Annotated in this window: 22 protein-coding genes and 1 pseudogene; 15 read left to right on the top strand and 8 right to left on the bottom strand. The window is 64.3% G+C overall.

Translation table 11 applies throughout. The features are described from left to right. Positions 1 to 74: 74 nt before the first annotated feature. Positions 75 to 1,958, top strand: coding sequence for a protein translocase subunit SecD (secD, locus tag BUA26_RS02595; RefSeq protein WP_072757617.1), 1,884 nt, complete (start codon positions 75 to 77; stop codon positions 1,956 to 1,958). 9 nt (positions 1,959 to 1,967) lie between these two features. Then, positions 1,968 to 2,930: a protein translocase subunit SecF gene (gene secF, locus BUA26_RS02590; RefSeq protein WP_072757615.1), complete on the top strand. Its 963-nt coding sequence runs from the start codon at positions 1,968 to 1,970 to the stop codon at positions 2,928 to 2,930. 73 nt (positions 2,931 to 3,003) lie between these two features. Here secF and murU read toward each other — a convergent pair whose 3' ends face one another. The 3 genes from murU to BUA26_RS02575 all read right to left on the bottom strand — a co-directional run bounded on the left by murU (position 3,004) and on the right by BUA26_RS02575 (position 5,177). Continuing rightward, complete coding sequence (gene murU / locus BUA26_RS02585; protein WP_072757613.1) at positions 3,004 to 3,708, bottom strand: N-acetylmuramate alpha-1-phosphate uridylyltransferase MurU; 705 nt, start codon at positions 3,706 to 3,708, stop codon at positions 3,004 to 3,006. Then, positions 3,705 to 4,748: an aminoglycoside phosphotransferase family protein gene (locus BUA26_RS02580; RefSeq protein WP_072757611.1), complete on the bottom strand. Its 1,044-nt coding sequence runs from the start codon at positions 4,746 to 4,748 to the stop codon at positions 3,705 to 3,707. Before BUA26_RS02580 ends, murU begins: the two co-directional genes overlap by 4 nt. Before the next feature lie 90 nt (positions 4,749 to 4,838). Further along, the gene (locus BUA26_RS02575; RefSeq protein ID WP_072759956.1) at positions 4,839 to 5,177 is read right to left on the bottom strand and encodes a P-II family nitrogen regulator; all 339 of its coding nucleotides are present in this window, start codon (positions 5,175 to 5,177) and stop codon (positions 4,839 to 4,841) included. A 242-nt stretch (positions 5,178 to 5,419) separates the two neighbouring features. Here BUA26_RS02575 and BUA26_RS02570 point away from each other — a divergent pair, with 242 nt between their 5' ends. The 10 genes from BUA26_RS02570 (at position 5,420) to BUA26_RS02525 (ending at position 14,175) form a co-directional block, all read left to right on the top strand. Beyond that, positions 5,420 to 5,881, top strand: coding sequence for an SUF system Fe-S cluster assembly regulator (locus BUA26_RS02570; RefSeq protein ID WP_072757609.1), 462 nt, complete (start codon positions 5,420 to 5,422; stop codon positions 5,879 to 5,881). An 11-nt stretch (positions 5,882 to 5,892) separates the two neighbouring features. After that, complete coding sequence (gene sufB, locus BUA26_RS02565; RefSeq protein WP_143154156.1) at positions 5,893 to 7,359, top strand: Fe-S cluster assembly protein SufB; 1,467 nt, start codon at positions 5,893 to 5,895, stop codon at positions 7,357 to 7,359. A 20-nt stretch (positions 7,360 to 7,379) separates the two neighbouring features. Continuing rightward, complete coding sequence (locus BUA26_RS02560; protein ID WP_143154155.1) at positions 7,380 to 7,862, top strand: transthyretin-like family protein; 483 nt, start codon at positions 7,380 to 7,382, stop codon at positions 7,860 to 7,862. Positions 7,863 to 7,864: 2 nt separating this feature from the next. Next, the gene (gene sufC / locus BUA26_RS02555; RefSeq protein ID WP_072759954.1) at positions 7,865 to 8,617 is read left to right on the top strand and encodes a Fe-S cluster assembly ATPase SufC; all 753 of its coding nucleotides are present in this window, start codon (positions 7,865 to 7,867) and stop codon (positions 8,615 to 8,617) included. Further along, positions 8,614 to 9,936, top strand: coding sequence for a Fe-S cluster assembly protein SufD (sufD, locus tag BUA26_RS02550; protein ID WP_072757603.1), 1,323 nt, complete (start codon positions 8,614 to 8,616; stop codon positions 9,934 to 9,936). The genes sufC and sufD overlap by 4 nt, the downstream gene beginning before the upstream one ends. Before the next feature lie 125 nt (positions 9,937 to 10,061). Continuing rightward, positions 10,062 to 11,312 (top strand): cysteine desulfurase, encoded by a 1,251-nt coding sequence (locus BUA26_RS02545; RefSeq protein ID WP_072757601.1) that lies wholly within the window; start codon positions 10,062 to 10,064, stop codon positions 11,310 to 11,312. Positions 11,313 to 11,392: 80 nt separating this feature from the next. Continuing rightward, complete coding sequence (locus BUA26_RS02540; RefSeq protein WP_072757599.1) at positions 11,393 to 12,307, top strand: acyltransferase; 915 nt, start codon at positions 11,393 to 11,395, stop codon at positions 12,305 to 12,307. 3 nt (positions 12,308 to 12,310) lie between these two features. Beyond that, complete coding sequence (gene panE / locus BUA26_RS02535) at positions 12,311 to 13,246, top strand: 2-dehydropantoate 2-reductase (protein ID WP_072757597.1); 936 nt, start codon at positions 12,311 to 12,313, stop codon at positions 13,244 to 13,246. Between the two features lie 69 nt (positions 13,247 to 13,315). Beyond that, a complete protein-coding gene (locus BUA26_RS02530; RefSeq protein ID WP_072757595.1) occupies positions 13,316 to 13,864 on the top strand; it encodes a GNAT family N-acetyltransferase in 549 nt (182 codons plus the stop codon). Continuing rightward, positions 13,861 to 14,175 carry a non-heme iron oxygenase ferredoxin subunit gene (locus BUA26_RS02525; protein WP_072757593.1) on the top strand — a complete coding sequence of 105 codons (315 nt, stop codon included), beginning with the start codon at positions 13,861 to 13,863 and terminating at the stop codon, positions 14,173 to 14,175. The genes BUA26_RS02530 and BUA26_RS02525 overlap by 4 nt, the downstream gene beginning before the upstream one ends. Positions 14,176 to 14,203: 28 nt before the next feature. On the opposite strand, the gene BUA26_RS02520 is transcribed toward BUA26_RS02525, so the two are convergent. After that, entirely contained in the window at positions 14,204 to 14,686 is a 483-nt protein-coding gene (locus tag BUA26_RS02520) for an acyl-CoA thioesterase (protein WP_072757591.1), read from the bottom strand. Next, positions 14,683 to 17,625: an excinuclease ABC subunit UvrA gene (uvrA, locus tag BUA26_RS02515; RefSeq protein ID WP_072757589.1), complete on the bottom strand. Its 2,943-nt coding sequence runs from the start codon at positions 17,623 to 17,625 to the stop codon at positions 14,683 to 14,685. Before uvrA ends, BUA26_RS02520 begins: the two co-directional genes overlap by 4 nt. A 323-nt stretch (positions 17,626 to 17,948) precedes the next feature. Here uvrA and rplU point away from each other — a divergent pair, with 323 nt between their 5' ends. The 3 genes from rplU (at position 17,949) to cgtA (ending at position 19,728) form a co-directional block, all read left to right on the top strand. Continuing rightward, a complete protein-coding gene (gene rplU, locus BUA26_RS02510; protein ID WP_007511941.1) occupies positions 17,949 to 18,263 on the top strand; it encodes a 50S ribosomal protein L21 in 315 nt (104 codons plus the stop codon). An 18-nt stretch (positions 18,264 to 18,281) separates the two neighbouring features. Continuing rightward, positions 18,282 to 18,539, top strand: coding sequence for a 50S ribosomal protein L27 (rpmA, locus tag BUA26_RS02505; protein ID WP_072757587.1), 258 nt, complete (start codon positions 18,282 to 18,284; stop codon positions 18,537 to 18,539). 109 nt (positions 18,540 to 18,648) lie between these two features. Beyond that, positions 18,649 to 19,728 (top strand): Obg family GTPase CgtA, encoded by a 1,080-nt coding sequence (gene cgtA, locus BUA26_RS02500; RefSeq protein ID WP_072757585.1) that lies wholly within the window; start codon positions 18,649 to 18,651, stop codon positions 19,726 to 19,728. Positions 19,729 to 19,786: 58 nt separating this feature from the next. Here the strand turns inward: cgtA and BUA26_RS02495 are convergent, their stop codons facing one another. The 3 genes and pseudogenes from BUA26_RS02495 to BUA26_RS02485 form a co-directional block, all read right to left on the bottom strand. Beyond that, positions 19,787 to 21,394, bottom strand: coding sequence for a carboxyl transferase domain-containing protein (locus BUA26_RS02495; protein ID WP_072757583.1), 1,608 nt, complete (start codon positions 21,392 to 21,394; stop codon positions 19,787 to 19,789). A 163-nt stretch (positions 21,395 to 21,557) separates the two neighbouring features. Beyond that, a pseudogene (locus BUA26_RS02490) lies at positions 21,558 to 21,833 on the bottom strand (hypothetical protein); the annotation flags it as partial. 175 nt (positions 21,834 to 22,008) lie between these two features. Beyond that, positions 22,009 to 23,193, bottom strand: coding sequence for a thiolase family protein (locus tag BUA26_RS02485; RefSeq protein WP_072757581.1), 1,185 nt, complete (start codon positions 23,191 to 23,193; stop codon positions 22,009 to 22,011). Positions 23,194 to 23,337 lie beyond the last annotated feature (144 nt).

Raw genomic sequence — 23,337 nt, 5'->3', positions numbered from 1 at the left:
TGGCCTCTCACACGATTATTCCTCGATTGTTGCTTCCCCGCGGCCTGTTGCCGCGGCTTTGATGGATTCAGGGCATGAGTGATTTTCCCCGCTGGAAGTACGCGCTGGTCGCGCTGGTGATGCTGTTCGGCGTCATCTACGCCTTGCCGAATGCATTTGTCCCGTTGCCGGCGGTGCAGGTCACTGCCAACCGCGACGCTCCGCCTATCGACCAGTCCGTGCAGCAGAAGACGATGGCTGCGCTGGCCGAGAAGCACATCGCGGTCAACAACGTGGTGGTGGAAGGCGACCATCTGCTGGCGACATTTGCCAACTCGGACGTGCAGAAGAGCGGCGCCGACGTCATCAAGTCGGCACTGGGCGACGGCTATACGGTGGCGTTCAAGCTGCAGTCCAATGTGCCCGCCTGGCTGCGCGCGATCGGCGCCCGTTCGATGCCGCTGGGCCTGGACCTGCAGGGCGGCGTGCACTTCCTGATGCAGGTCGATCAGAACGATGCGATCGACAAGCAGGAAAACAGCTACGCCGACGATATCCGCACTCTGCTTCGGCAGAAGAACATCCGCTACGAGTCGGTCACCCGCAATACCGTGCGCGAGCAGGGTATCGCCGTGGTCCTGCGTTCGGCCGCCGATCGTTCCACGGCCGCCGACGCGATCGCCAACGAATACACCGACCTCAACGTGGCAAACGGTGCCAACACCGGCGACCGCTTCGTGCTGAACGTGGTGATCAAGCCGGAGAAGCTGCGCGATCTGTCGCGTAGTGCGATCACCCAGAACCTGGGCACGCTGCGCAACCGCATCAATGCGCTGGGCGTGTCCGAGCCGTTGATCCAGCAGCAGGGCGAAAGCCGCATCGTGGTCGAGCTGGCCGGCGTGCAGGATCCGACCGAGGCGAAGAAGCTGATCGGCGCCGTGGCCACGCTGCAATACCGCCCGGGTATCGGCCAGGCCGGCGACGCGCGGGCGCAGGAAGCGGCGCGGACCGGAAGCATTCCGCCGGACGCCAACCTCTACCGTATGCGGGGCAGCAATCTGCCCGTGCTAGTGAGCAAGCAGATCATCGTGACCGGCAATCAGCTGGTGGATGCCTCCTCGGGCATCGATCAGCAGAGTGGTACGCCCAAGGTCGACGTCACCTTAAACGCGGCCGGCGCCAAGAAGATGGGCGATTTCACCAATGCCAACGTCGGCAAGCCGATGGCGGTGGTGTACGTCGAACAGGTCTACGAGACAAAGATCGTCGACGGCAAGGAAGTGCGTGTTCCCAAAATCACCGAGACGGTGATCAACGACGCCTCGATCGCCAGCCCCTTCAGCAGGCAGTTCCAGACCACCGGCCTGGGCAGCCCGAAGGAAGCCTCTGACCTTGCGCTGCTGCTCAAGGGCGGTGCGCTGGCCGCACCGATGGATATTGTCGAAGAGGGAGTGATCGGCGCCAGCCTGGGTCAGGACAACATCGACAAGGGTTTCAAGGCGGTGATGCTGGGCCTGGCGCTGGTGCTGCTGGCGGCGGCGGTCTACTACAAATTGTTCGGCCTGGTCGCGGATATCGCGCTGTTCTTCAACCTGGTGATCCTGCTGGCGGTGATGTCGCTGATCGGCGTTACCCTGACCATGCCGGGCGTGGCCGGTATCGTGCTGACCCTCGGCATGGCGATCGACGCGAATGTGCTGATCTGCGAGCGCATACGTGAGGAGCTGCGCAACGGCTCCACGCCGCATGCATCGATCCGGGCCGGTTACGAGAAGGCGTGGTCGACCATTCTGGACGCCAACGTCACCCACCTGATCGCCGCATTGGCGCTGACCACGATGGGTACCGGCGCGATCAAGGGATTCGGCGTGACGCTGATGATCGGCATCCTGACCTCGCTGTTCACCTCGGTGACGCTGACTCATGCGTTCACCGCGCTGATCCACGGCCACCGCAAGCTCAAGACGCTGTCGGTCTAAGGAACCACCATGGAAATTTTCAATCACGACAGCAACATCCCGTTCCTTGGCATGCGCAAGTACAGCATCGCCATCGCCTTGTTCCTGATGATCGCCTCGGTTGTGATGCTGGTGATCAAGCCTCTGAACTACGCACTCGATTTCACCGGCGGTGTTTCGATGGTGATCGATTACGATCAGTCGGTGGAAATCGCCGACGTGCGCGCGGCGCTGGAGAAGGGTGGTTTCGACCATGCATTAGTGCAGAGCCTGGGCGGTACCCGCGAAGTATCGATCCGCATGCAGCCCAAGGAAGACCAGAAGGCGGTTGATGCCAATGGCAAGGTCAACCTCGACCTTATCGCTTCAGATGTAGTCAAGACGCTGAACGCTTCGCGTCCCGACGCCAAGCTGAAGAACCGCGAACTGGTTACCGCCGAAGTCGGCGCCGAGCTGAAGAGCGACGGCACTGTGGCCGCCGTGTTTGTGATTCTCGGCATCATGGCCTATCTGTGGATACGCTTCGAGCGCCGCTTCGCGATCGCGGCGGTGGCCACCGAAGTGCATGACGTGCTGGTGACGCTGGGCATCCTGGCGCTGGTCCAGCGCGAGTTCGACATGACCGTGCTGGCCTCGGTGCTGGCGGTGATCGGTTACTCGATCAACGACAAGGTGGTGGTGTTCGATCGTATCCGCGAACTGTTCCGGCTGGCGCGCAAGGCCGAGCCCGAGGAGATCCTCAACCGCTCGATCAACAACACGCTGTCGCGAACGATCATCACCTCGCTGTTCACGGCGATCACCATGGGTGCGCTGTATTTCTTCGGTGGCCCTGCCGTGCACGGTTTCGCCGTGACGATGCTGATCGGCATCGTGGTCGGCACGCTGTCGTCGATCTTCGTCGCCAGCCCGATCCTGTTGTGGCTGGGTGTGTCGAAGAAGGATCTGATGCCGGTCACCAAGGAAAATCCGGAACTGGCGCGGCGCCCGTAAGCGCACAGGTTCTGTCGAAACGTAACGGCCCGGTTTGTACCGGGCCGTTTTTTATTCAGATCATCCGTGCGCGCTATCCGCGCAGTTCCACCTCGAGCTGGGCGAGCCGCTGCGGCGTACCAACATCGGTCCACTTGCCGCCATGGTGGCTGCCACTGATCGCACCATTCGCCATCGCCGCGCACAGCAGCGGCACGAGCCGGAAGCGTGGCGGCTGGGCTTCGGCGCCGGCTGCGTTGCCGATCACCGTGCGCCAGTTGCGCAATAGCTCATGCCGATACACGCCGACGCCGCTGAAGGTCAGCCGGACGTCGCCTTCGTCATGCACGATGCCTTGCGCATCCAGCGCGAAATCGCCGTGCGGATGCTGTGGCGGATTATCGACCAGCAGCAGGTGGGCGAGGCCGGCCGGCTCGGCAGGCAGGGTAGTGAAGTCGACATCGCACCAGATGTCGCCGTTCACCGCGATGAACGGCGCGCTGCCCAGCAGCGGCAGCGCGTTCAACATGCCGCCGCCGGTTTCCAGTGGCGTGATGCCTTCGTAGGCATAGCGGATACGCAAACCCCAGCGCGAGCCGTCGCCCAGGGTGTCGGGAAACTGTTCCGCCAGATGCGAGGTGTTGATCACCACGTAATGCACACCCGCCGCGGCGAGTTTTTCCAGATGCCACACGATCAGCGGCTTGCCGTTTACCGGCAGCAGCGGTTTGGGCGTGTGATCGGTCAGCGGCCGCATGCGCTCGCCGAGGCCGGCGGCGAAGATCAGCGCGTGCTTCATGCGGCCACCGGTCGGCGCAGATCGCGTTCACCCACGCAACGCCGAAGCAGCGCCACGAATTCGGCCAGCTCGGGATAACGGATGGCCACGTCGATCACGTAGTCGTATACCCGCGGCAGATCGTCGAGATAACCGGGCTTGCCATCGCGATAGCACAGCCGGCAGAAGATGCCGAGCACCTTGATGTGCCGTTGCAGGCCGATCAAGTCGAACCAGCGCAGGAATCGTTCGCGGTCGACATCCGCAGCAATCAGCCGTGCCGCCTGCAGGCGGTGCCGATAGCTCTCGACCCAGGCTTCGACACGTACGCGGTCCCACACGATGTAGCAGTCGCGCAGCAGCGAAGCGAGGTCGTAGGTGATGGGGCCGATCAATGCGCCCTGGAAATCGATGATGCCGGGGTTCGACATCTGCGGCGCGATGGTTGCCGGCTTGCCGGCTCCGACGATCAGCAGGTTGCGGCTGTGGTAGTCGCGGTGCACGAAGCAGCGCGGCTGCTCCAGTGCATTGTGCAGCAGCACGGTGAATGCCGACTCCAGCACGTCCCATTCCTCGCACTCGGGCGTATGGCCCAGGTGCCGCGCCAGCAACCACTCCGGCATGATCTCCAGTTCGCGCTGCAGGAAGGCGTGGTCGTACGGCTGCATGCCGGTCACGTCCGCATCGCGCTGCATGCGCAGCAGCGCGTCCATGGCGTCGCCGTACAGTGCATCCACCGTGCTGTCGTTCAAGGCCGGCAGGTACAGCTGCGATCCGAGATCTTCGATCAACAGGAAGCCTTGTGCCAGATCCTGCGCATACACCGCCGGCACGTGCAGGCCGGCCGCGGACAGTCGCGCACCGATCTCCAGCCATGGCCGCGGATCCTCCTGCGCCGGTGGCGAGTCCATCACGATCCAGCTGCGGCCGTCGTGCCGGGTCCGCCAGTAACTGCGAAAGCTGGCGTCGGCCGAGGCGGATGCCAGTGTCAGCGTGTCGTCGCCCAGTACCTGGCGAGTCCAGGCGAGGCGGGCGACGGCGCGGTCGGGCGTTTGAGTCATGGCAACAACAGATGGGAAGACTGCGCCAGCTTAGCGAGCCGCCGGCGCAGTGGCGAGATGCTCTCGCTCAGCACAGCTGCGACGATGGCGTCAGAGCGCGTCGGCGTCGAGCTCCTGCGTGCGGATGCGGATGACCTGGTCGAGCGTGCCGACAAAAATCTTGCCGTCGCCGATCCTGCCGGTGCGGGCCGCCGTGCTGATCGCCTCGATCGCATGGTCGAGGCGGTCGTCGCTCACCGCCACTTCGATCTTCAGCTTGGGCAGGAAGTCGACCACGTATTCGGCGCCGCGATACAGCTCGGTATGTCCGTGCTGGCGACCGAAGCCTTTTACTTCGGTCACTGTCATGCCCTGTACGCCGGCTTCGGCCAGTGCTTCGCGTACGTCGTCCAGCGTGAACGGCTTGATGATGGCCGTGATCCATTTCATGTCGCGCTCCAGCGCCCGTGAGTCTTGTTGCAACGTGGCAGCACGATGCATGCCAGCGCCGCAGCGCAGGGGCCGGGCAGGGATTGTGCGCGCGGGTGCTGTATCGATGGCTTTGCATGCACGACTCGCGGGCAACTCACAATGGGCGTTGCCCGATCATGGTGCATGGCGCGGATTGACCGCGGTGCACCAAATCAGTACCATTTTAGTCCCGATTCGACCGTCCAGGCCCGAGCGTACCCATGCTTCGCGTCAGCCGACTTACCGATTACGCCACCGTGGTGATGACCTGCATTGCCGCGCACCCGGCCGATGTGCTCAGCACGGCGCAGATCGCCGACGAAACGCATCTGGAACTGCCGACGGTGAGCAAGCTGCTGAAGGCGCTGAGCCACGCCGCCCTGGTCGAGTCGTTCCGCGGCGTCAATGGCGGTTACCGGTTGGCCCGGCCGGCCAGCGAGATTTCGCTGGCCGAGATCGTCGAGGCGCTGGAAGGCCCGATCGGCATGACCGAATGCAGTGCAGGCGAGGGCCAGTGCGATCGCGAATCGCAATGCGGCGTGCGCGGCAGCTGGCAGCGGATCAACAGCGTGCTGGACAACGCGCTGCGCGCGGTCAGCCTGGCCGAGATGCTCAGGCCGTTGCCGCCGTACACCCGAAAGATTGCGGTCACCGTGAAAACCGGCGAGACCATCACCGAATGAACAGCAGCAGCATGAACAACGAGAGCAGCACCACCGCCACGCTTCGCGGCAACGCCGGCGTTGCCGAGGTCCTTGGCCGCAGCTATGCGGCCGGCTTCGTCACCGACATCGAGATGACCGGCCTGCCGCCGGGCCTGAGCGAGGAAACCGTTCGCCAGATTTCCGCGATCAAGCAGGAGCCGGCGTGGATGACCGAATGGCGGCTGGGAGCCTATCGTCATTGGCTGACCATGCCGAAGCCGGACTGGGCCAAGCTCAACATCGAGCCGATCGACTATCAGGCGATCAGCTACTACGCCGCGCCCAAGGCCGGGCCGAAATCACTGGCCGAGGTCGACCCGGCACTGCTGGAAACCTACGAGAAGCTGGGCATCCCGCTGCACGAACGCGCCGCGCTGGCCGGTGTGGCGGTGGATGCGGTGTTCGACTCGGTCTCGGTCGGCACCACCTTCCGCAAGCAGCTGGCCGAGGCCGGCGTGCTGTTCTGCTCGATGAGCGAGGCGATCCGCGAATACCCGGAACTGGTGCGGAAATACCTGGGCAGCGTGGTGCCGACCGGCGACAACTTCTTCGCCGCGCTGAACTCGGCGGTGTTCTCCGATGGCAGCTTCGTGTTCATCCCGAAGGGCGTGCGCTGCCCGATGGAACTGTCCACTTATTTCCGCATCAACGCGCAGAACACCGGCCAGTTCGAACGCACCTTGATCGTGGCCGAGGAAGGCAGCCATGTCTCCTACCTGGAGGGTTGCACCGCGCCGAAGCGCGACGAGAACCAGTTGCACGCGGCGGTGGTCGAGCTGGTTGCACTGGAGAAGGCGCAGATCAAGTATTCCACCGTGCAGAACTGGTATCCCGGCGACGAGAACGGCGTCGGCGGCATCTACAACTTCGTCACCAAGCGCGGCGACTGCCGCGGCGACGATTCGAAGATCAGCTGGACTCAGGTCGAAACCGGCTCGGCGATCACCTGGAAATACCCCAGCGTCGTGCTGCGCGGCGACCGCTCGGTGGGCGAGTTCTACTCGGTGGCGCTGACCCATCACTTCCAGCAGGCCGACACCGGCACCAAGATGATCCACCTGGGCAAGCACACCAAGTCGAAGATCGTCGCCAAGGGCATCAGCGCCGGGCGCAGTTCCAACAGCTACCGCGGCCTGGTCAAGATGGAGAAAGGTGCCGATGGCGCGCGCAACTACACCCAGTGCGACTCGCTGCTGATCGGCAAGAAGTGCGGCGCGCATACCTTCCCGTACATGGAAGTGAAAAATCCGACGGCCATCGTCGAGCACGAAGCCACCACCTCGAAGATTTCCGACGACCAGATGTTCTACTGCCGTTCGCGTGGCATCAGCGAGGAAGACGCCGTGTCGATGATCGTCGACGGTTTCTGCAAGCAGGTGTTCCGCGAACTGCCGATGGAATTCGCAGTGGAGGCGAAGAAGCTGCTCGAGGTATCGCTGGAAGGTGCCGTGGGATGAAGCCGGTCCATCGATGGTTGATGTACATCATGTATGCGGGGCTCGCCGGCTGCGTGCCCTGGCCGCATCACTACCTGACCGCGCCGCGGATTACCGGCACGGTCGTCAAGGCGGGCCAGCCCGTGGCGGGTGCGCGCATACATCTGGCGGACGTGATGGATGAGTCCGGCGAGACTGCCCCCACCGCAAGGAAGCTCGAGGTCGTCACCGATGCGCAAGGGCATTTCGTGGTGGGCCCGATCCGGCGGTTCGCATGGAGCGCCCACGTACCAGTTCTGACCGTCACGCAAAACACCGTGCCGTGGGGATTGCGACTGTCGACGGATGGCCAGTCCTTTCGGGCCGGTTGGCTGTCGGACCCCTCGCTGTTCGGCGAAGTATTGGAAGTCCCCGTCGTTGCCACGTGCGATTTGAGTGCGGCAAGCAAATCCAGTGTCATCGAGGGTTACAAATCTCTGGTAGGCAACGGGCCGTGCACGCTGGCGGCGGAATCGAAGAAATGAACATGCTGAAAATCGAAAACCTGCACGCCCGCGTCGAGGGCAGGGAAATCCTCAAAGGCCTGAGCCTCAGCGTGAATGCGGGCGAAGTGCACGCGATCATGGGGCCGAACGGTGCCGGCAAGTCGACCCTGGGCAACGTACTGTCCGGCCGCGACGGTTACGAGGTGACCGCCGGCAGCGTGACCTACAACGGCATCGATCTGCTGGCGCTGGAGCCGGAAGCACGCGCCGCTGCCGGCGTGTTCCTGGCGTTCCAGTACCCGGTGGAGATTCCCGGCGTCAACAACACCTACTTCCTGCGTGCGGCCTTCAACGCGCAGCGCAAGGCGCGTGGCGAGAAGGAACTCGATTCGATGCAGTTCCTAAAGCTGGTGCGCGAGAAGCTCAAGGTGATGCAGATCTCCGACGAGTTGCTGCACCGCGCGGTCAACGAAGGCTTTTCCGGTGGCGAGAAGAAGCGCAACGAGATATTCCAGATGGCGGTGCTGGAACCGCAGTTGGCGATCCTCGACGAGACCGACTCGGGGCTGGACATCGACGCGCTCAAGCACGTCGCCGACGGCGTCAACGCACTGCGCTCGCCCGATCGCGCGTTCCTGATGATCACTCATTACCAGCGGCTGCTCGACTACGTGGTGCCGGATTTCGTGCACGTGCTGGCCGATGGCCGCATCGTCGAAAGCGGCGACAAGTCGCTGGCGCTGAAGCTGGAAGAGCACGGCTACGCCGGCCTCGGCGAGGGAGCCCCGGCATGAGTCAGCCGGCACCGCTGCCGTTGGTCGAGTCCCTGCTCGATGCGCCGCTGCCGGTCAGCGGTATCGCGTGGCTGGATGCGGCGCGTCAGCAGAATCGCGAGGCATTCGCTGCCGGCGGCCTGCCCGATACGCGGGTGGAGGCTTGGAAGTACACCGCGCTGCGGGCGCTGGCGCAGCGCCGCTTTGCCCATGGCGATGCGGCTGCCGCAACGCGTGCGGTGGATACGTCGACATTCGCGCTGCCTGGCGTCGAAGGACCGCGGCTGGTGTTCGTCAACGGCGTGTTTCGTGCGGATCTGTCGGCGGTCGACAGGTTGCCGGCCGGGTTGACTCTGCAGCCGTTGTCTCAAGCGTTGCGCGGCGACGCAGAACCGTTGCGTTTCGTGCTGGCGCGGCCGGCTTTGATCGGGGATGTCCGCGAGGCAGGCGATGCATTTGCCCGGGTCAACGCAGCGAGTGCGGTCGATGGCGTGGTGTTGCGGGTTGCCGCCAACGTGAAGGTCGCTGCACCGGTACAGCTGGTGTTCGTCGGCGCGGCGGCCGAAGTCGAACTCGCATGGCATCTGCGCAATGTGATCGAGCTGGGCGAGGGCGCCGAGCTGAGTCTGGTCGAGCAGCACGTTTCCGGCGACGGGCCGGCGCAGCTGGCCACCTTGGTCAGTGACATCGAAGTGCGCGGAGGCGCGCGGCTGCATCACACCTTGTTGCAGAGCGTCGCGGTCGGTACCAACCTGATTCGGCGCAGCAGCGTGCGCCTGCATGCGCGTGCCCATGCGATGCTGCATGTGCTGGAGCTTGGCGGTGCACTGGTGCGTCATGATCTGCGGGCCGAGCTGATTGGTGACGGGGCACGGTTCGATACCCGCGGTGTGTTCATGCCGCACGGCCGCCAGCATATCGACACCCAGCTGGCGATCCGCCATCAGGCGCTGAACACGGCGTCCACTTCGAACTGGCGCGGCGTCGCCAACGACCGCGCCCGCGGCGTATTCCGCGGTGCGATCGTGGTGGCACCTGGCGCCGATGGCAGTGACGCCAGTCTCAGCAACAAGAACCTGCTGCTGTCGCCGGGTGCCGAGATCGACACCAAGCCGGAACTGGAGATCTATGCCGATGAGGTGAAGGCCGCGCACGGCGCCACCGTCGGTCAGCTCGACGAGCGCTCGCTGTTCTATCTGCGCTCGCGCGGTATTCCGTTGGCTGAAGCGCGCGCGCTGTTGACCGCCGCGTTCTGTCGCGCGGTGCTGGACGATTTGCCGAACGAGGCGTTGCGCGAGCATCTGTCGGTCATGCTGGTCGCGCAATTGCCGAATGCCTGAGCCTCACTTCCCATGCTTTCAGTGATGCTGGACGCTGGGAGATGCCGTAAAACCCTCTCCCCCGCGGGGAGAGGGTAGGGGTGAGGGGCCACTCTCGCGCCGAACCACATCGAAGCGAACACGCCATGACGAATGCCGCAGCCACCCCCACCCCCACCGTCTTCGACGTCCAGCGCATCCGCGCGGATTTTCCGCTGCTTGCACGAAGCGTGCACGGCAAGCCGTTGGTATATCTCGACAACGCCAACACCAGCCAGAAACCGGTGTCGGTGATCGAGGCGGTGAATGCGCATTATCGCGAGCACAACGCGAATGTGGCGCGTGCGGTACATCAGCTCGGCGAAGAGGCTACCGCGGCCTACGAGGGCGCACGCGACAAGCTGGCGCGCTTCATCAACGCGACGTCGCGCAACGAGTTGATCCTCACCTCCGGCACCACGCAGTCGATCAATATGGTCGCCTACAGCTACGCGTTGCCGCGGCTGAAAGCCGGCGATGCGATCCTCACCACGGTGATGGAACACCACGCGAACATCGTGCCGTGGCAGTTGGTCGCCGCGCGCAGTGGCGCCACGGTCAAGGCGGCGCCGATCGACGAGCGCGGCGAATTGATCGTCGAGAAGTACATCGAGATGCTGACACCGGAGGTGAAGCTGGCCTGCATAACCCATGTTTCGAACGTGCTGGGCACGGTCAACCCGGTGCGCGAGATCGCCCGTGAGTGCAAGAAGCGCGGTATCGCGCTGCTGGTCGACGGTTCCCAGGCCGTGCCGCATCGGCCGGTCGACGTGCAGGCGCTGGGCTGCGATTTTTATGCGATCACCGGCCACAAGATGCTCGGTCCCACCGGTACCGGCGCGCTATGGGCAAGGCGCGAACATCTCGAAGCGATGCCGCCGTTTTTCGGCGGCGGCGAGATGATCCGCGAAGTACGCTTCAGCGGCACCACGTTCGCCGAGCCGCCGCACAAGTTCGAGGCGGGCACACCGAACATCGCCGGTTTCGTCGGCCTGGCGGCGGCCATCGACTACTACGAATCGGTGGGGTTTGGCGCGATCCACGCATGGGAGCAGAACCTGCTCGCCTACGCCACCGAACGTCTGCGCGAGATTCCCGGCCTGCGCATCGTCGGCGAGGCGAAGGAAAAGGAGCCGGTGATCTCGTTCCTGCTGGAAGGTGCCCAGGCCACCGACATGGCCACCTTGCTCGACTTGCAGGGCGTCGCCGTGCGCTCGGGCCATCACTGTGCACATCCGCTGATGCAGTTCTACGGCGTGCCCGCCACGCTGCGCGCGTCGCTGGCGTTCTACAACACGCGTGAGGAAATCGACACGTTCATCGTCGCGCTGCTCAAGGTGCGCAAGCTGCTGATGTGAGGCGACCGCGGAAGGTCGAATGGTTCCGTCATCGCTGGCGGAGCATTATCCTGCCGATACCCCTGCCCACGATCGATCCCATGTTCGCCAAGCTCCCCGGCCTGATCCGCATTCCGCTCGCGTCGCTGCTGCTGGCGATCAACATCGTGCTGCACGTGACGGCGTTGTTCGTGTTTACGCTGTTCAAGGTGATCGTGCCGATACGCGCGGTGCGGCTGGCCTGCTCGCGCGTGCTGGTCGTCATCGCGGAAAGCTGGATAGGCGTCAACAATCGGCTGTTCGACAGCTTCACCCGCATCCGCTGGCAGATCGACGGACTCGCCGGCCTGCGCCGCGACGGCAATTATCTGGTGCTGTGCAATCATCAGAGCTGGGTGGATATCCCGGTGCTGCAGAAGGTGTTCAACCGGCGCATCCCGTTCCTGCGCTTCTTCCTCAAGCAGCAATTGATCTGGGTGCCGCTGCTGGGGCCGGCCTGGTGGGCGCTGGATTTTCCGTTCATGAAACGCTACTCGAGGGAAACCTTGCTCAGACACCCCGAGCTGCAGGGCAAGGACAGGGAGGCGACCCGGCTTGCCTGCGAAAAATTCCGCCACATGCCGGTATCGGTGATGAACTTTGCCGAGGGCACCCGTTTCACGCCGGCCAAGCATGACGCGCAGTCCTCGCCTTACCGGTACCTGCTGCGGCCCAAGGCCGGCGGCCTGGCGTTCGTGCTGGACGCGATGGGCGATGCGCTGCACGCGATCCTCGACGTCACCATCGTCTATCCGGAAGGCCCGTGCACGATGATGGACCTGATTGCCGGACGCGTGCACGACATCCGTGTGCATGTGCGCGAGCTCCCGATCGAGGCCGGGTTGACCGGCGATTACGACGAAGACGCGGCGTTCCGCGGGCGCGTCAAATTGTGGGTGAACACGCTGTGGCGCGAAAAAGATGCCCAGGCGGCGCGCATGTACGCGGCGGCAAACCCCACACCGAAAGGAGCTTGATCCATGCGTATCCTGGTTGTGGGTGCAGGTGCCATCGGTGGATATTTCGGTGGACGTCTGCTGCAGCACGGGCGCGATGTGACGTTCCTGGTGCGCGAGCGGCGTGCAGCGCAGTTGGCGCGGCATGGCCTGGCGATCCGCAGCACGACGGGAGATGCGGATCTGCCGACACCATCGACCGTACTGGCCGCCGATCTGCATGCGCCGTACGACCTGATCCTGCTGAGCTGCAAGGCCTACGGCCTCGAACAGGCGATGGCCGACATCGCGCCGGCGGTAGGTCCGGACACGGCGATCCTGCCGCTACTCAACGGCATGCGCCAGTTGGATCTTCTTGATGCTCGGTTCGGCGCGCAACGCGTGCTGGGCGGCCAATGCGTGATCGCCGCCACGCTGGATAATGACGGCGCGGTGCGGCACCTCAACACGTCGCACAGCCTGACTTTCGGCGAGCGCGACGGCAGCGCGTCCGAACGCATGCGCGCGATCACCTCGACGCTGTCGGAAGTGGGCTTCGATGCGCGCCCCAGCCACGCGATCCTGCAGGACATGTGGGACAAATGGGTGTTCCTGGCATCGCTGGCCGGTATCACCTGCCTGCTGCGTGGATCGGTCGGCGCCATCGTGGCGGCACCCGGCGGTCTCGCTGCGGCACTCACTCTGCTGGAAGAATGCCGGGCAGTGGCGGAGCGTTGCGGCCATGCGCCGGGCGAGGCGACCATGCAACGCGCTCGCGGGGTGCTGACCGAAGTCGGTTCGAGCCTGACCGCATCGATGCTGCGCGACCTGCAGCACGGGCATGCGATCGAGGCCGACCATGTGATCGGTGACATGCTGGCCCGCGCCGATCGGCAGCGCGACGAACACTCCTTGCTGGCGGTGGCCTATGCGCATCTGAAGATATACGAAGCCGGCAGAACGCACGCACCGGCAGCTTGACGGCGACACGCACACCAGGCCTGTTGCAGATCATGGTGATCCCGGCCGCGTGCGCATTATCATCGGCCGATGAGCGAACCTACTTCCCCCGTATTCCGCGCAGCCGGGGCTGCCGATATTCCCGCCATCGTGGCGCTGGTCGAATCCGCTTATCGCGGCGATTCGGGCCGGCGCGGATGGACCACCGAATCCGACTTGCTCGATGGCCGGCGCACCGATGCGCAAGCCGTCGGCGAACTCGTGAGCCGGCCACGCAGCTGCGTGCTGCTGGCCGAACGCGATGGCCGGTTGATCGCCAGTGCACATGTGGAACGGCAGGGCGAGTCCGGTTACTTCGGCATGTTCGCAGTCGATCCCGACCGCCAGGGCGGCGGCCTGGGCAAGGCCGTGCTCGCTGAAGCCGAACGCATCGCGCGCGAGCAGTGGCAGTGCCGCGCGATGCGCATGACGGTGATCGAACAGCGCGCCGAACTGATCGCCTGGTATGAGCGCCGCGGCTATCGGCGCAGCGGCGAATACCAGCCGTTTCCGTATGGCGACGAGCGCTTCGGCATCCCGCGCCGCGACGATTTGCGCTTCGAGGTGCTGGTGAAGGATCTGGTCGGGCAGCCGGCATGAACGGTTGGATCAAGGTCGGCACGCGCAGCGAATTGCTGCCGGGTGAATTCAAGGTGGTGTGGGACGGCGACACGCCGATCGCGGTCTACAACCTCGACGGCGCGCTGTACGCGGTCGAGGACACCTGCACGCATGACGGCGGCGATCTGGCCGGTGGCGAGGTGTTCGGCTTCGAGGTGGAGTGTCCGCGGCATGGCGCACGCTTCGATCTGCGCACAGGTGCCGTGACGAAACCGCCGGCGTATGAGCCGATCGCGAGTTTTCCGGTGCGCGAAGAGGATGGCGCGATCTGGGTGCGGGACGATCGGTGAGGTCGTACGTCCCAGCAACCGGACGCTCCTAGACCACGGAGCTGCGGATAGCGTCGGGTAGCGGCACCGATTTGCCGCTGGCCGGATTCATCCACACCAGAACCACCTGGCCGTCGCTGTACAGCCGGTTTGCGTCATCCGCATCGACAATGCGGTGTGCGATCGTCATCGAGCTGTTACCCAACCGCGCGCAATGCAGCTCTACGTGCAGCCGCGCCGGCCATGCGATCGACTGCCGGTAGTTGACTTCACTGGCGGCCAGCACGGGCATCGACTGCTCGTCGAACCATGGGCCAGGCACATGCTTGAGCCACTGCAGGCGCGCCTCTTCCAGGTAGGTGAGGTAAGTGGCGTTGTTGACGTGGTTGAAAGCATCCAGGTCGCTCCAGCGCACTTCGATCGACGCGACGATGAGCGGCTTGCCGGCGGTTGCCGCCGGCGCCGCTTCGACCGTCTCGGGCACGGCGGCGAGGTCGCCGCCGTTCTTCGGGACCGACTTGCGCGGACTCATGAACGCTTCTTCCGCGGCATAGGCTTGTACTTGTCGGCCGAGGCGATGTGCTTGGTCGCTGCCTTGACCCGCTTTTCCGCGCCCGGAGCCCGGGCCGCCTTGTTCGCCTTGGCCGTCTTCAGGTGCGGCGCGAGGAAATGTCCAGTATGCGATTCGGGTGTGGCCGCCACTGTTTCCGGCGTGCCGGCGACCAGGATGCGGCCGCCGCCGGCACCGCCTTCGGGGCCGAGGTCGACGACCCAGTCGGAGGTCTTGATCACGTCGAGGTTGTGTTCGATCACCACTACGGTATTGCCCTGGTCGACCAACTGGTGCAACACGTCGAGCAACTGCTCGATGTCGTGGAAGTGCAGACCGGTGGTGGGTTCATCGAGGATGTACAAGGTACGGCCGGTGTCGCGCTTGGACAGTTCCTTGGACAGCTTCACGCGCTGCGCCTCACCGCCGGAGAGCGTGGTCGCGCTCTGGCCGAGCTTGATGTAGTCGAGGCCCACGGCGCGCAGCGTGTCGAGCTTGCGCGCGATGGTCGGCACGTTCTCGAACAGCTTCAGTGCGTCTTCCACCGTCATGTCGAGCACGTCCGCAATGGTGTGGCCCTTGTACAGGATCTCCAGCGTCTCGCGGTTGTAGCGCTTGCCGTGGCAGACGTCGCAGGGCACGTAGACGTCCGGCAGGAAATGCATCTCCACCTTGATCATGCCGTCGCCTTCGCACGCCTCGCAGCGACCGCCGCGCACATTGAAGCTGAAGCGGCCCGGCGTGTAGCCGCGTGAACGCGCTTCCGGCACCTGCGCGAACATCTCGCGCAGCGGAGTGAACAGGCCGGTGTAAGTGGCCGGATTGGAGCGCGGCGTGCGGCCGATAGGCGACTGGTCGATGTCGACCACCTTGTCGAACAGCTCCATACCGGTGACGGACTTGTACGGTGCCGGCTGGGTGCCGGCGCCATGCAGTTCGGTGGCGGCCAGACGGAACAAGGTGTCATTGATCAGGGTCGACTTGCCCGAGCCGGATACACCGGTGATGCAGGTGAACAGGCCGGCCGGAATCGCCAGGTCGACGTGCTTCAGGTTGTTGCCGTTGGCGCCCTTCAGGTGCAACCACGAGTCGCTGTCGATCGGCTGGCGCCGTTCCTTGGGCACCTCGATCGCCCGCGCGCCGGACAGGAACTGGCCGGTGACCGAACGCGGCGAATCGAGCATGTCCTGCACCGTGCCCTGCGCCACTATCTCGCCGCCATGCACGCCGGCACCCGGGCCGATATCGAGTACGTGATCGGCCATGCGGATCGCATCCTCGTCGTGCTCGACCACGATCACGGTGTTGCCGAGGTCGCGCAGGCGCGTGAGCGTGCCGAGCAGGCGCTCGTTGTCGCGTTGATGCAGGCCGATCGACGGTTCGTCCAGCACGTACATCACGCCGACCAGGCCGGCGCCGATCTGCGAGGCGAGACGGATGCGCTGTGCCTCGCCGCCGGAGAGACTGTCCGCCTGCCGATCCAGGGTGAGGTAGTTGAGGCCGACATCGTTGAGGAAGGTCAGCCGCTCGCGGATCTCCTTGATGATCTTCACCGCGATCTCGCCGCGCCAGCCGGCCAGCTTGAGATCCGCGAAGAACGCCAATGCGTCGTCGATCGAGCGATGGGTCAGCGACGGCAGCGCATGGTCGGCGACGAACACGTTGCGCGCCGAGCGGTTCAGGCGCTGGCCTTCGCAGGCCGGGCAGGGCTGGTCGCTGATGTACTTCGCCAATTCTTCGCGCACGGCAGCGGATTCAGTCTCCTTGTAGCGTCGCTCCAGGTTCGGCAGGATGCCTTCGAAGGGGTGCTCGCGAGTGACCTTGCCGCCACGCTCGGTGATGTAGCGGAACGCGATATTGTCCTTGCCGCTGCCATACAGAATGGCCTTCTGGACGTTCGCGGGAAGCTTGTGCCACGGCGTGTCGACATCGAAGCCGTAATGCGCCGCCAGCGACAGGATCAGCTGGAAATAATGCGCGTTGCGCCGGTCCCAGCCGCGCACGGCGCCGTTGGACAACGGCAGCTCGGGATGACCCACCACGCGTGCCGCGTCGAATACCTGGGTCACGCCCAGGCCGTCGCAGGATGGGCAGGCGCCGACCGGCGAGTTGAACGAGAACAGCCGCGGTTCCAGCTCCGGCAGCGAGTAGTCGCAGACGGGACAGGAATAGCGCGACGACAGCAACTGCTCGGCCGCCTTTTCGTTATCCATGTTCACCACGATCACCAGGCCATCGCCGAGCCGCAATGCGGTCTCGAACGATTCGGCCAGCCGCTGCTTGATGTCATCGCGTGGGCGGAAACGGTCGATCACCACTTCGATCGTGTGTTTCTGGCGCAGTGTCAGCGGCGGCACGGCATCCAGATCGAACACGGTGCCGTCGACGCGGGCGCGCACGAAGCCTTGCGCGCGCAGCTGGTCGAATATCTGTACGTGCTCGCCCTTGCGCTCGCGGATCACCGGTGCGAGCAACATGAAGCGCTGCTCGGGATCCAGTGCCAACGTAGCGTCGACCATCTGGCTGACCGTCTGCGCCTCCAGCGGGATGCCATGGTCCGGGCAGCGCGGCGTACCGACGCGGGCATACAGCAGGCGCAGGTAGTCGTATACCTCGGTGATCGTGCCCACGGTGGAGCGCGGGTTGTGCGAGGTTGATTTCTGCTCGATCGAAATGGCCGGCGACAGGCCTTCGATATGGTCGACGTCGGGCTTTTCCATCATCGACAGGAACTGCCGCGCGTAGGCCGACAGCGACTCGACATAGCGTCGCTGGCCTTCGGCGTAGATCGTGTCGAACGCCAGCGACGACTTGCCGGAGCCGGACAGGCCGGTGATCACGATCAGTTTGTCGCGTGGCAGGTCGAGGTCGATGTTCTTGAGATTGTGCGTGCGTGCGCCGCGGATGCGAATGGTGTCCATGACGCCGGTATATGGGGGGGAACCTTTACTATACCAAGGAGTTTCGATAGTTCATTGAAACCAGTTGGCCGAATCGGCGTACGGGGCCTTTTTCCGTCGACGATGACGCTGGTTTGCCGAAGCTCTAGTCGCTCCGGCGGACACCGCTGACTGGGCTGCGGGGCCATCAGAAGGGCCGTCGGCGCGGTTCAGGCGGGGTGGCCCGTTTTTTTTGTGGTCAGTATTTGACCAGCGCGCAGGCAGGTCGTTATAATCCGCGGTTCGCCAGACCTGAATTTGGGTCATGGCGATACCCAAGAGAATAACGACAGAAGGGCATTCCCATGAGTTACGCAGTCATCAAGACCGGTGGCAAGCAGTACCGTGTGCAGCAGGGCGACGTGCTGCGCGTGGAGCTGTTGACCGCCGACGAAGGCGCCACCGTGAGCTTCGACCAGGTGTTGCTGGTCGGTTCCGGCGAGTCGGTCACCGTTGGTGCGCCGGTCGTCGAAGGCGCTACCGTCAGCGCCACCGTTCGCAAGCACGGCCGTGCCGACAAGATCCGCATCATCAAATTCCGCCGTCGCAAGCATTACAAGCGTCAGCAGGGTCACCGTCAGCATTTCACCGAAATCGAGATCACAGGCATCAACGCCTGAGCACTGGAGCATTGAGTCATGGCACATAAAAAAGGCGTAGGTTCCAGCCGCAACGGTCGCGATTCGAACCCGAAATACCTGGGCGTGAAGATCTACGGTGGCCAGGCCATCGAAGCCGGCAACATCATCGTGCGTCAGCGCGGTACCCAGTTCCATCCGGGCACCGGTGTCGGTCTGGGTCGTGACCACACGCTGTTCGCGCTGGTCGACGGTACCGTCCAGTTTGCAGTTCGCGGCGACAAGAATCGCCGTTTCGTCGACGTCGTCCCGGCATAAGCCTTTCGCGACGCGATAGCGAAGGCCCCGCTTCGGCGGGGCTTTTGTTTTATGGAGGAGCCACTCAGCTATCCTTCTTCCGATTTCCAAGAATGCCGGATCCATCACCATGAAATTCGTCGACGAAGCCAATATCAAGGTCCAGGCTGGTGATGGCGGCAATGGCTGCATCAGCTTCCGCCGCGAGAAATTCATTCCGTTCGGCGGCCCCGACGGCGGTGATGGCGGCTATGGCGGCTCGGTCTGGCTGGTGGCGGACGAGGGCCTCAACACCCTGGTCGATTTCCGGCACCAGCGCAGCTTCAAGGCCCAGCGCGGCGAAAATGGCATGGGCAGCCAGATGTACGGCAAGGGCGGCGAAGACACCACGATTCGCGTGCCGGTCGGCACCATGGTCACCAACGTCGATACCGACGAAGTGATCGGCGATCTCACCAACCACGGCCAGCGCATGCTGGTGGCGCAAGGCGGCAAGGGTGGCCTGGGCAACATCCATTTCAAGACCTCGGTGAACCGCGCGCCGCGCAAGGCCACGCCGGGTACGCCCGGTGACGCGCGCGAGCTGAAGCTCGAATTGCGCCTGCTGGCCGACGTCGGTCTGCTCGGTTTTCCGAATGCCGGCAAGTCCACTTTCATCCGCGCGGTTTCCGCGGCCACGCCGCGTGTGGCGGATTATCCGTTCACTACATTGCATCCGAATCTCGGCGTGGTGAGCCTGGGCACCGATCAGAGCTTCGTGATCGCCGACATCCCCGGCCTGATCGAGGGCGCTTCCGAAGGTGCCGGACTGGGCATCCAGTTCCTGCGTCACGTGGCGCGCACCAGCTTGCTGCTGCACATCGTCGACATCGCGCCGATCGATGGCTCCGACGTGGCGGCCCAGGTGCGTGCGATCGAACAGGAGCTTCAGAAGTTCAACCCGGAGCTGCTCGAACGCCCGCGCTGGCTGGTGCTGAACAAGGCCGACATGCTGCCCGAAGACGAGCGCACCGCGGTCGCGGAGAAGATCATCGCCGAACTCGGCTGGACCCAGCCGTGGTTCCTGGTCTCGGCGATCGCCCGCGAGAACACCATGGCCGTATGCCAGCAGGTGCAGCGCTTCTTCGAGTCACAGCGCGAGGAAAGTGTGGAGCGTACCGACATGCTGCCGAACGACGTGCGCCTGCGCGGGGAACAGCCGCAAGGCTGAGCCTGTCAGCCTCGCTGGCGCTGCTGCTGAGCGCCAGCCACGCTGAAGCTGCCTGGGATTACATCCGGAACACGCCGTAGCGCTGCGGTTCGATCGGCGCGTTGAGCGAGGCGGAGATCGCCAGGCCGAGCACCCGGCGGGTGTCGACCGGGTCGATGATGCCGTCATCCCACAGTCGCGCACTGGCGTAGTAAGGATGGCCTTGGCGCTCGTACTGGTCGCGGATCGGCGCCTTGAACGCCTCTTCCTCTTCGGTACTCCATGTCTTGCCGGCTGCTTCGATGCCGTCGCGCTTGACCGTGGCCAGAACCGATGCGGCCTGCTCGCCGCCCATCACGCTGATCCGTGCATTCGGCCACATCCACAGGAAGCGGGCGCCGTAGGCGCGTCCGCACATCGCGTAGTTGCCGGCCCCGAAGCTGCCGCCGATCACCACGGTGAACTTCGGTACGTGCGAGCATGCCACCGCAGTGACCATCTTCGCGCCGTCCTTGGCGATGCCGGCCTGTTCGTATTTCTTGCCGACCATGAAGCCGGTGATGTTCTGCAGGAACACCAGCGGCACGTTGCGCTGGTTGCACAGCTCGATGAAGTGCGCGCCCTTCAGCGCGCTCTCGGCAAACAGGATGCCGTTGTTCGCGATGATGCCCACCGGGTAGCCGTGGATATGCGCGAAGCCGGTGACCAGCGTCTTGCCGTAGCGCGCCTTGAACTCGTGGAACTCCGAGCCATCGACGATGCGCGCGATCACCTCGCGGATGTCGAATGGGCGGCGCGTGTCCTGTGGGATTACGCCGTACAGTTCCTCGGCCGCGTACTTTGGCTCGACCGGTGCGCGCAGCGCCAGCGGCATGTCCTTCTTACGGTTGAGATGGGCCACGATGTCGCGGGCGATCGACAGCGCATGCGCGTCATTCTCGGCGTAGTGGTCAGCCACGCCGGAGATGGAGGTATGGACGTCCGCGCCGCCCAGCGTCTCGGCATCGACCACTTCGCCGGTGGCGGCCTTCACCAGCGGCGGACCGCCGAGGAAGATCGTGCCCTGTTCGCGCACGATGATCGTCTCGTCGCTCATCGCCGGCACATAGGCGCCGCCGGCGGTACACGAGCCCATGACCACCGCGATCTGCGGGATGTTCAGCGAGGACATCCGCGCCTGGTTGTAGAAGATCCGGCCGAAGTGTTCCTTGTCCGGAAATACCTCGTCCTGCAGCGGCAGGAACGCGCCGCCGGAGTCGACCAGATAGACACAGGGCAGGCGGTTCTCCAGCGCCACTTCCTGCGCGCGAAGATGCTTTTTCACCGTGATCGGAAAATAGGTGCCGCCCTTGACGGTGGCGTCATTCGCAACGACCACCACCTCGATGCCGTTGACCCGGCCGATGCCGGTGATCAGGCCCGCGGCGGGTGCGGCGTCCTCGTACATGCCGTGTGCGGCCAGTGGCGACAGTTCGAGAAACGGTGAGCCGGGATCCAGCAGTGCGCGGATGCGCTCACGCGGCAGCAGTTTGCCGCGGGCCACATGTTTCTCGCTCGCCTTGGCGCCGCCACCTTCGGCACTGCGGATCAATTCGCGCTGCAGGTCGTCGACCAGCGCCCGCAATTGCGCGCTGCTGGCCTGAAAGTCGGGCGAACGAGGATCGATCTGGGAGGCGATGACGCTCATGGACTGAGGCTCACGGATACGGGCGCCGGCAAGGCGAAGCCAAGGATGATAGCGGGCGTTGGCCGGCGACCAAAGTTGCCGGACGAAAATGGCAAGTGGAGAACAAAAAAACGGCCGCACAAGGCGGCCGCTTTTTCTGGAAACCGCTAAAGGATCAGTGCGCTGCGGTGGAAGCCGCTGCCGGTGCTGCTGCTGCAGGAGCGGTCGAAGCCGGAGCTGCGGCAGGTGCCGTGCCCGCAGCGGCCGGGGCTGCTGCTGGAGCTGCCGTTGTGGCCGCCGTGGTCGGAGCCTGAGCCGCAGCCTTCTGCGCGGTATCGGCAGCTTGCTGAGCGGTATCAGCCGACTTCTGGGCGTCCTGCGCGGAATCCTGCGCGCCATTGCTGCATGCCGCCAACAGCGCGACGAGCGCGGCGGCGAGTAGGGTACGCGTAAACTTCATGATGAATCTCCTTTGCCGTGGAATGCCGTTTGGCCGTGTATTAATAACGCTTTCGTGGAAATTGCGCCACATTTTTATAGTAGCGCTTCAGGGCATATTAAAAACCGATTTAGCCGACCGTCATGTGAAAGACATGAAATGATCATGCGACGCTGGGCGGAAATCAGTCCCGAAATCAGTCAAGGCACTCCACGGCGATAGCCGTTGCCTCGCCACCGCCGATGCACAGGCTGGCAACGCCGCGCTTGAGGCCGCGTGTTTTCAAGGCGTTGAGCAAGGTCACCACCAGTCGGGCACCGCTGGCGCCGATCGGATGACCCAGCGCACAGGCACCTCCGTTGACGTTGAGCTTGTCGTGCGTGATGCCGAGCTCCTTCATCGGGGTCATCGCGACCACCGCGAACGCCTCGTTGATTTCGAACAGGTCGACATCGGCCACCTTCCAGCCGGCCTTGTCCAGCACCTTCTGGATCGCACCGACCGGGGCGGTGGTGAACCACTCGGGCTCCTGCGAATGGGTGGCGTGCGCGACGATGCGCGCGAGCGGCTTCAGTCCCCGCTTGTTGGCGTCGTCGGCGGACAGCAGCACCAGTGCAGCGGCACCGTCGGAGATGCTGGACGAGCTGGCGGCGGTAATGGTGCCGTTCTCCTTGCGGAAGGCGGCTTTCAGGGTCGGGACTTTGGCGATGTCGGAGCGACCCGGCTGCTCGTCGGTATCCACCAGCACGTCGCCCTTGCGGCCGCTCACGGTGACCGGAACGATCTCGCCGGCAAACGCGCCGTTTTGCTGCGCTGCCTGCGCGCGCTTGACAGACTCGATCGCGAACGCATCCTGATCCTCGCGGGTGAAATGGTATTTGTCGGCGCACAGCTCACCGAACACGCCCATGGCCTTGCCGTCGTATGGGTTGGTGAGGCCGTCCCACGCCATGTGGTCGACCAGGGTGCCGTCGCCATAGCGGATGCCGGTGCGCGCGTTGACCATATGCGGCGCATTGGTCATCGATTCCATGCCGCCAGCCACCACGATGGTCGCCGAACCGGCCTTGATCAGGTCATGGCCCAGCATGATCGCCTTCATGCCCGAACCGCATACCTTGTTGACCGTGGTGCAGCCGGTGCTGGCCGGAAGGTCGGCTCCCAGCGAAGCCTGGCGTGCCGGGGCCTGGCCCAGGTTGGCCGGCAGCACGCAGCCCATGATCACCTCGCTGACATCGGCGGGGGCCACGCCGGACTGGTCCAGTGCGGCGCGAATGGCCGTGGCGCCGAGCTTGGTGGTGGGGACACCGGTGAACTGGCCGAGGAAGGAGCCGATGGCCGTCCGCTTGGCGCCGACAATGACTACGCTGACATCCGACATGGATAACTCCGCTGGAAGACTGAGGGCGCGCGAGCGCCTGACCGATAACCGGCGAATTATCGCAGCCCGCCGTGGACATCGGCAAACGATGGCCATGTCGCGCTGGGTTGCGACCTGCACCGTGTTTCATTGGATTTTCGTTGT

This window comes from Rhodanobacter sp. OK091, from assembly GCF_900142825.1.
Taxonomy (GTDB): Bacteria; Pseudomonadota; Gammaproteobacteria; order Xanthomonadales; family Rhodanobacteraceae; genus Rhodanobacter.
The sequence above is the reverse complement of the archived record's forward strand: the minus strand, read 5'-3'. Positions and strand labels throughout refer to the sequence as shown.

Coding starts and splice junctions, on each gene's coding strand:
- secD (WP_072757617.1), top strand. CDS start 75: ATGAGTGATTTTCCCCGCTGGAAGTACGCGCTGGTCGCGCTGGTGATG.
- secF (WP_072757615.1), top strand. CDS start 1,968: ATGGAAATTTTCAATCACGACAGCAACATCCCGTTCCTTGGCATGCGC.
- murU (WP_072757613.1), bottom strand. CDS start 3,708: ATGAAGCACGCGCTGATCTTCGCCGCCGGCCTCGGCGAGCGCATGCGG.
- BUA26_RS02580 (WP_072757611.1), bottom strand. CDS start 4,748: ATGACTCAAACGCCCGACCGCGCCGTCGCCCGCCTCGCCTGGACTCGC.
- BUA26_RS02575 (WP_072759956.1), bottom strand. CDS start 5,177: ATGAAATGGATCACGGCCATCATCAAGCCGTTCACGCTGGACGACGTA.
- BUA26_RS02570 (WP_072757609.1), top strand. CDS start 5,420: ATGCTTCGCGTCAGCCGACTTACCGATTACGCCACCGTGGTGATGACC.
- sufB (WP_143154156.1), top strand. CDS start 5,893: ATGAACAACGAGAGCAGCACCACCGCCACGCTTCGCGGCAACGCCGGC.
- BUA26_RS02560 (WP_143154155.1), top strand. CDS start 7,380: ATGTACATCATGTATGCGGGGCTCGCCGGCTGCGTGCCCTGGCCGCAT.
- sufC (WP_072759954.1), top strand. CDS start 7,865: ATGCTGAAAATCGAAAACCTGCACGCCCGCGTCGAGGGCAGGGAAATC.
- sufD (WP_072757603.1), top strand. CDS start 8,614: ATGAGTCAGCCGGCACCGCTGCCGTTGGTCGAGTCCCTGCTCGATGCG.
- BUA26_RS02545 (WP_072757601.1), top strand. CDS start 10,062: ATGACGAATGCCGCAGCCACCCCCACCCCCACCGTCTTCGACGTCCAG.
- BUA26_RS02540 (WP_072757599.1), top strand. CDS start 11,393: ATGTTCGCCAAGCTCCCCGGCCTGATCCGCATTCCGCTCGCGTCGCTG.
- panE (WP_072757597.1), top strand. CDS start 12,311: ATGCGTATCCTGGTTGTGGGTGCAGGTGCCATCGGTGGATATTTCGGT.
- BUA26_RS02530 (WP_072757595.1), top strand. CDS start 13,316: ATGAGCGAACCTACTTCCCCCGTATTCCGCGCAGCCGGGGCTGCCGAT.
- BUA26_RS02525 (WP_072757593.1), top strand. CDS start 13,861: ATGAACGGTTGGATCAAGGTCGGCACGCGCAGCGAATTGCTGCCGGGT.
- BUA26_RS02520 (WP_072757591.1), bottom strand. CDS start 14,686: ATGAGTCCGCGCAAGTCGGTCCCGAAGAACGGCGGCGACCTCGCCGCC.
- uvrA (WP_072757589.1), bottom strand. CDS start 17,625: ATGGACACCATTCGCATCCGCGGCGCACGCACGCACAATCTCAAGAAC.
- rplU (WP_007511941.1), top strand. CDS start 17,949: ATGAGTTACGCAGTCATCAAGACCGGTGGCAAGCAGTACCGTGTGCAG.
- rpmA (WP_072757587.1), top strand. CDS start 18,282: ATGGCACATAAAAAAGGCGTAGGTTCCAGCCGCAACGGTCGCGATTCG.
- cgtA (WP_072757585.1), top strand. CDS start 18,649: ATGAAATTCGTCGACGAAGCCAATATCAAGGTCCAGGCTGGTGATGGC.
- BUA26_RS02495 (WP_072757583.1), bottom strand. CDS start 21,394: ATGAGCGTCATCGCCTCCCAGATCGATCCTCGTTCGCCCGACTTTCAG.
- BUA26_RS02485 (WP_072757581.1), bottom strand. CDS start 23,193: ATGTCGGATGTCAGCGTAGTCATTGTCGGCGCCAAGCGGACGGCCATC.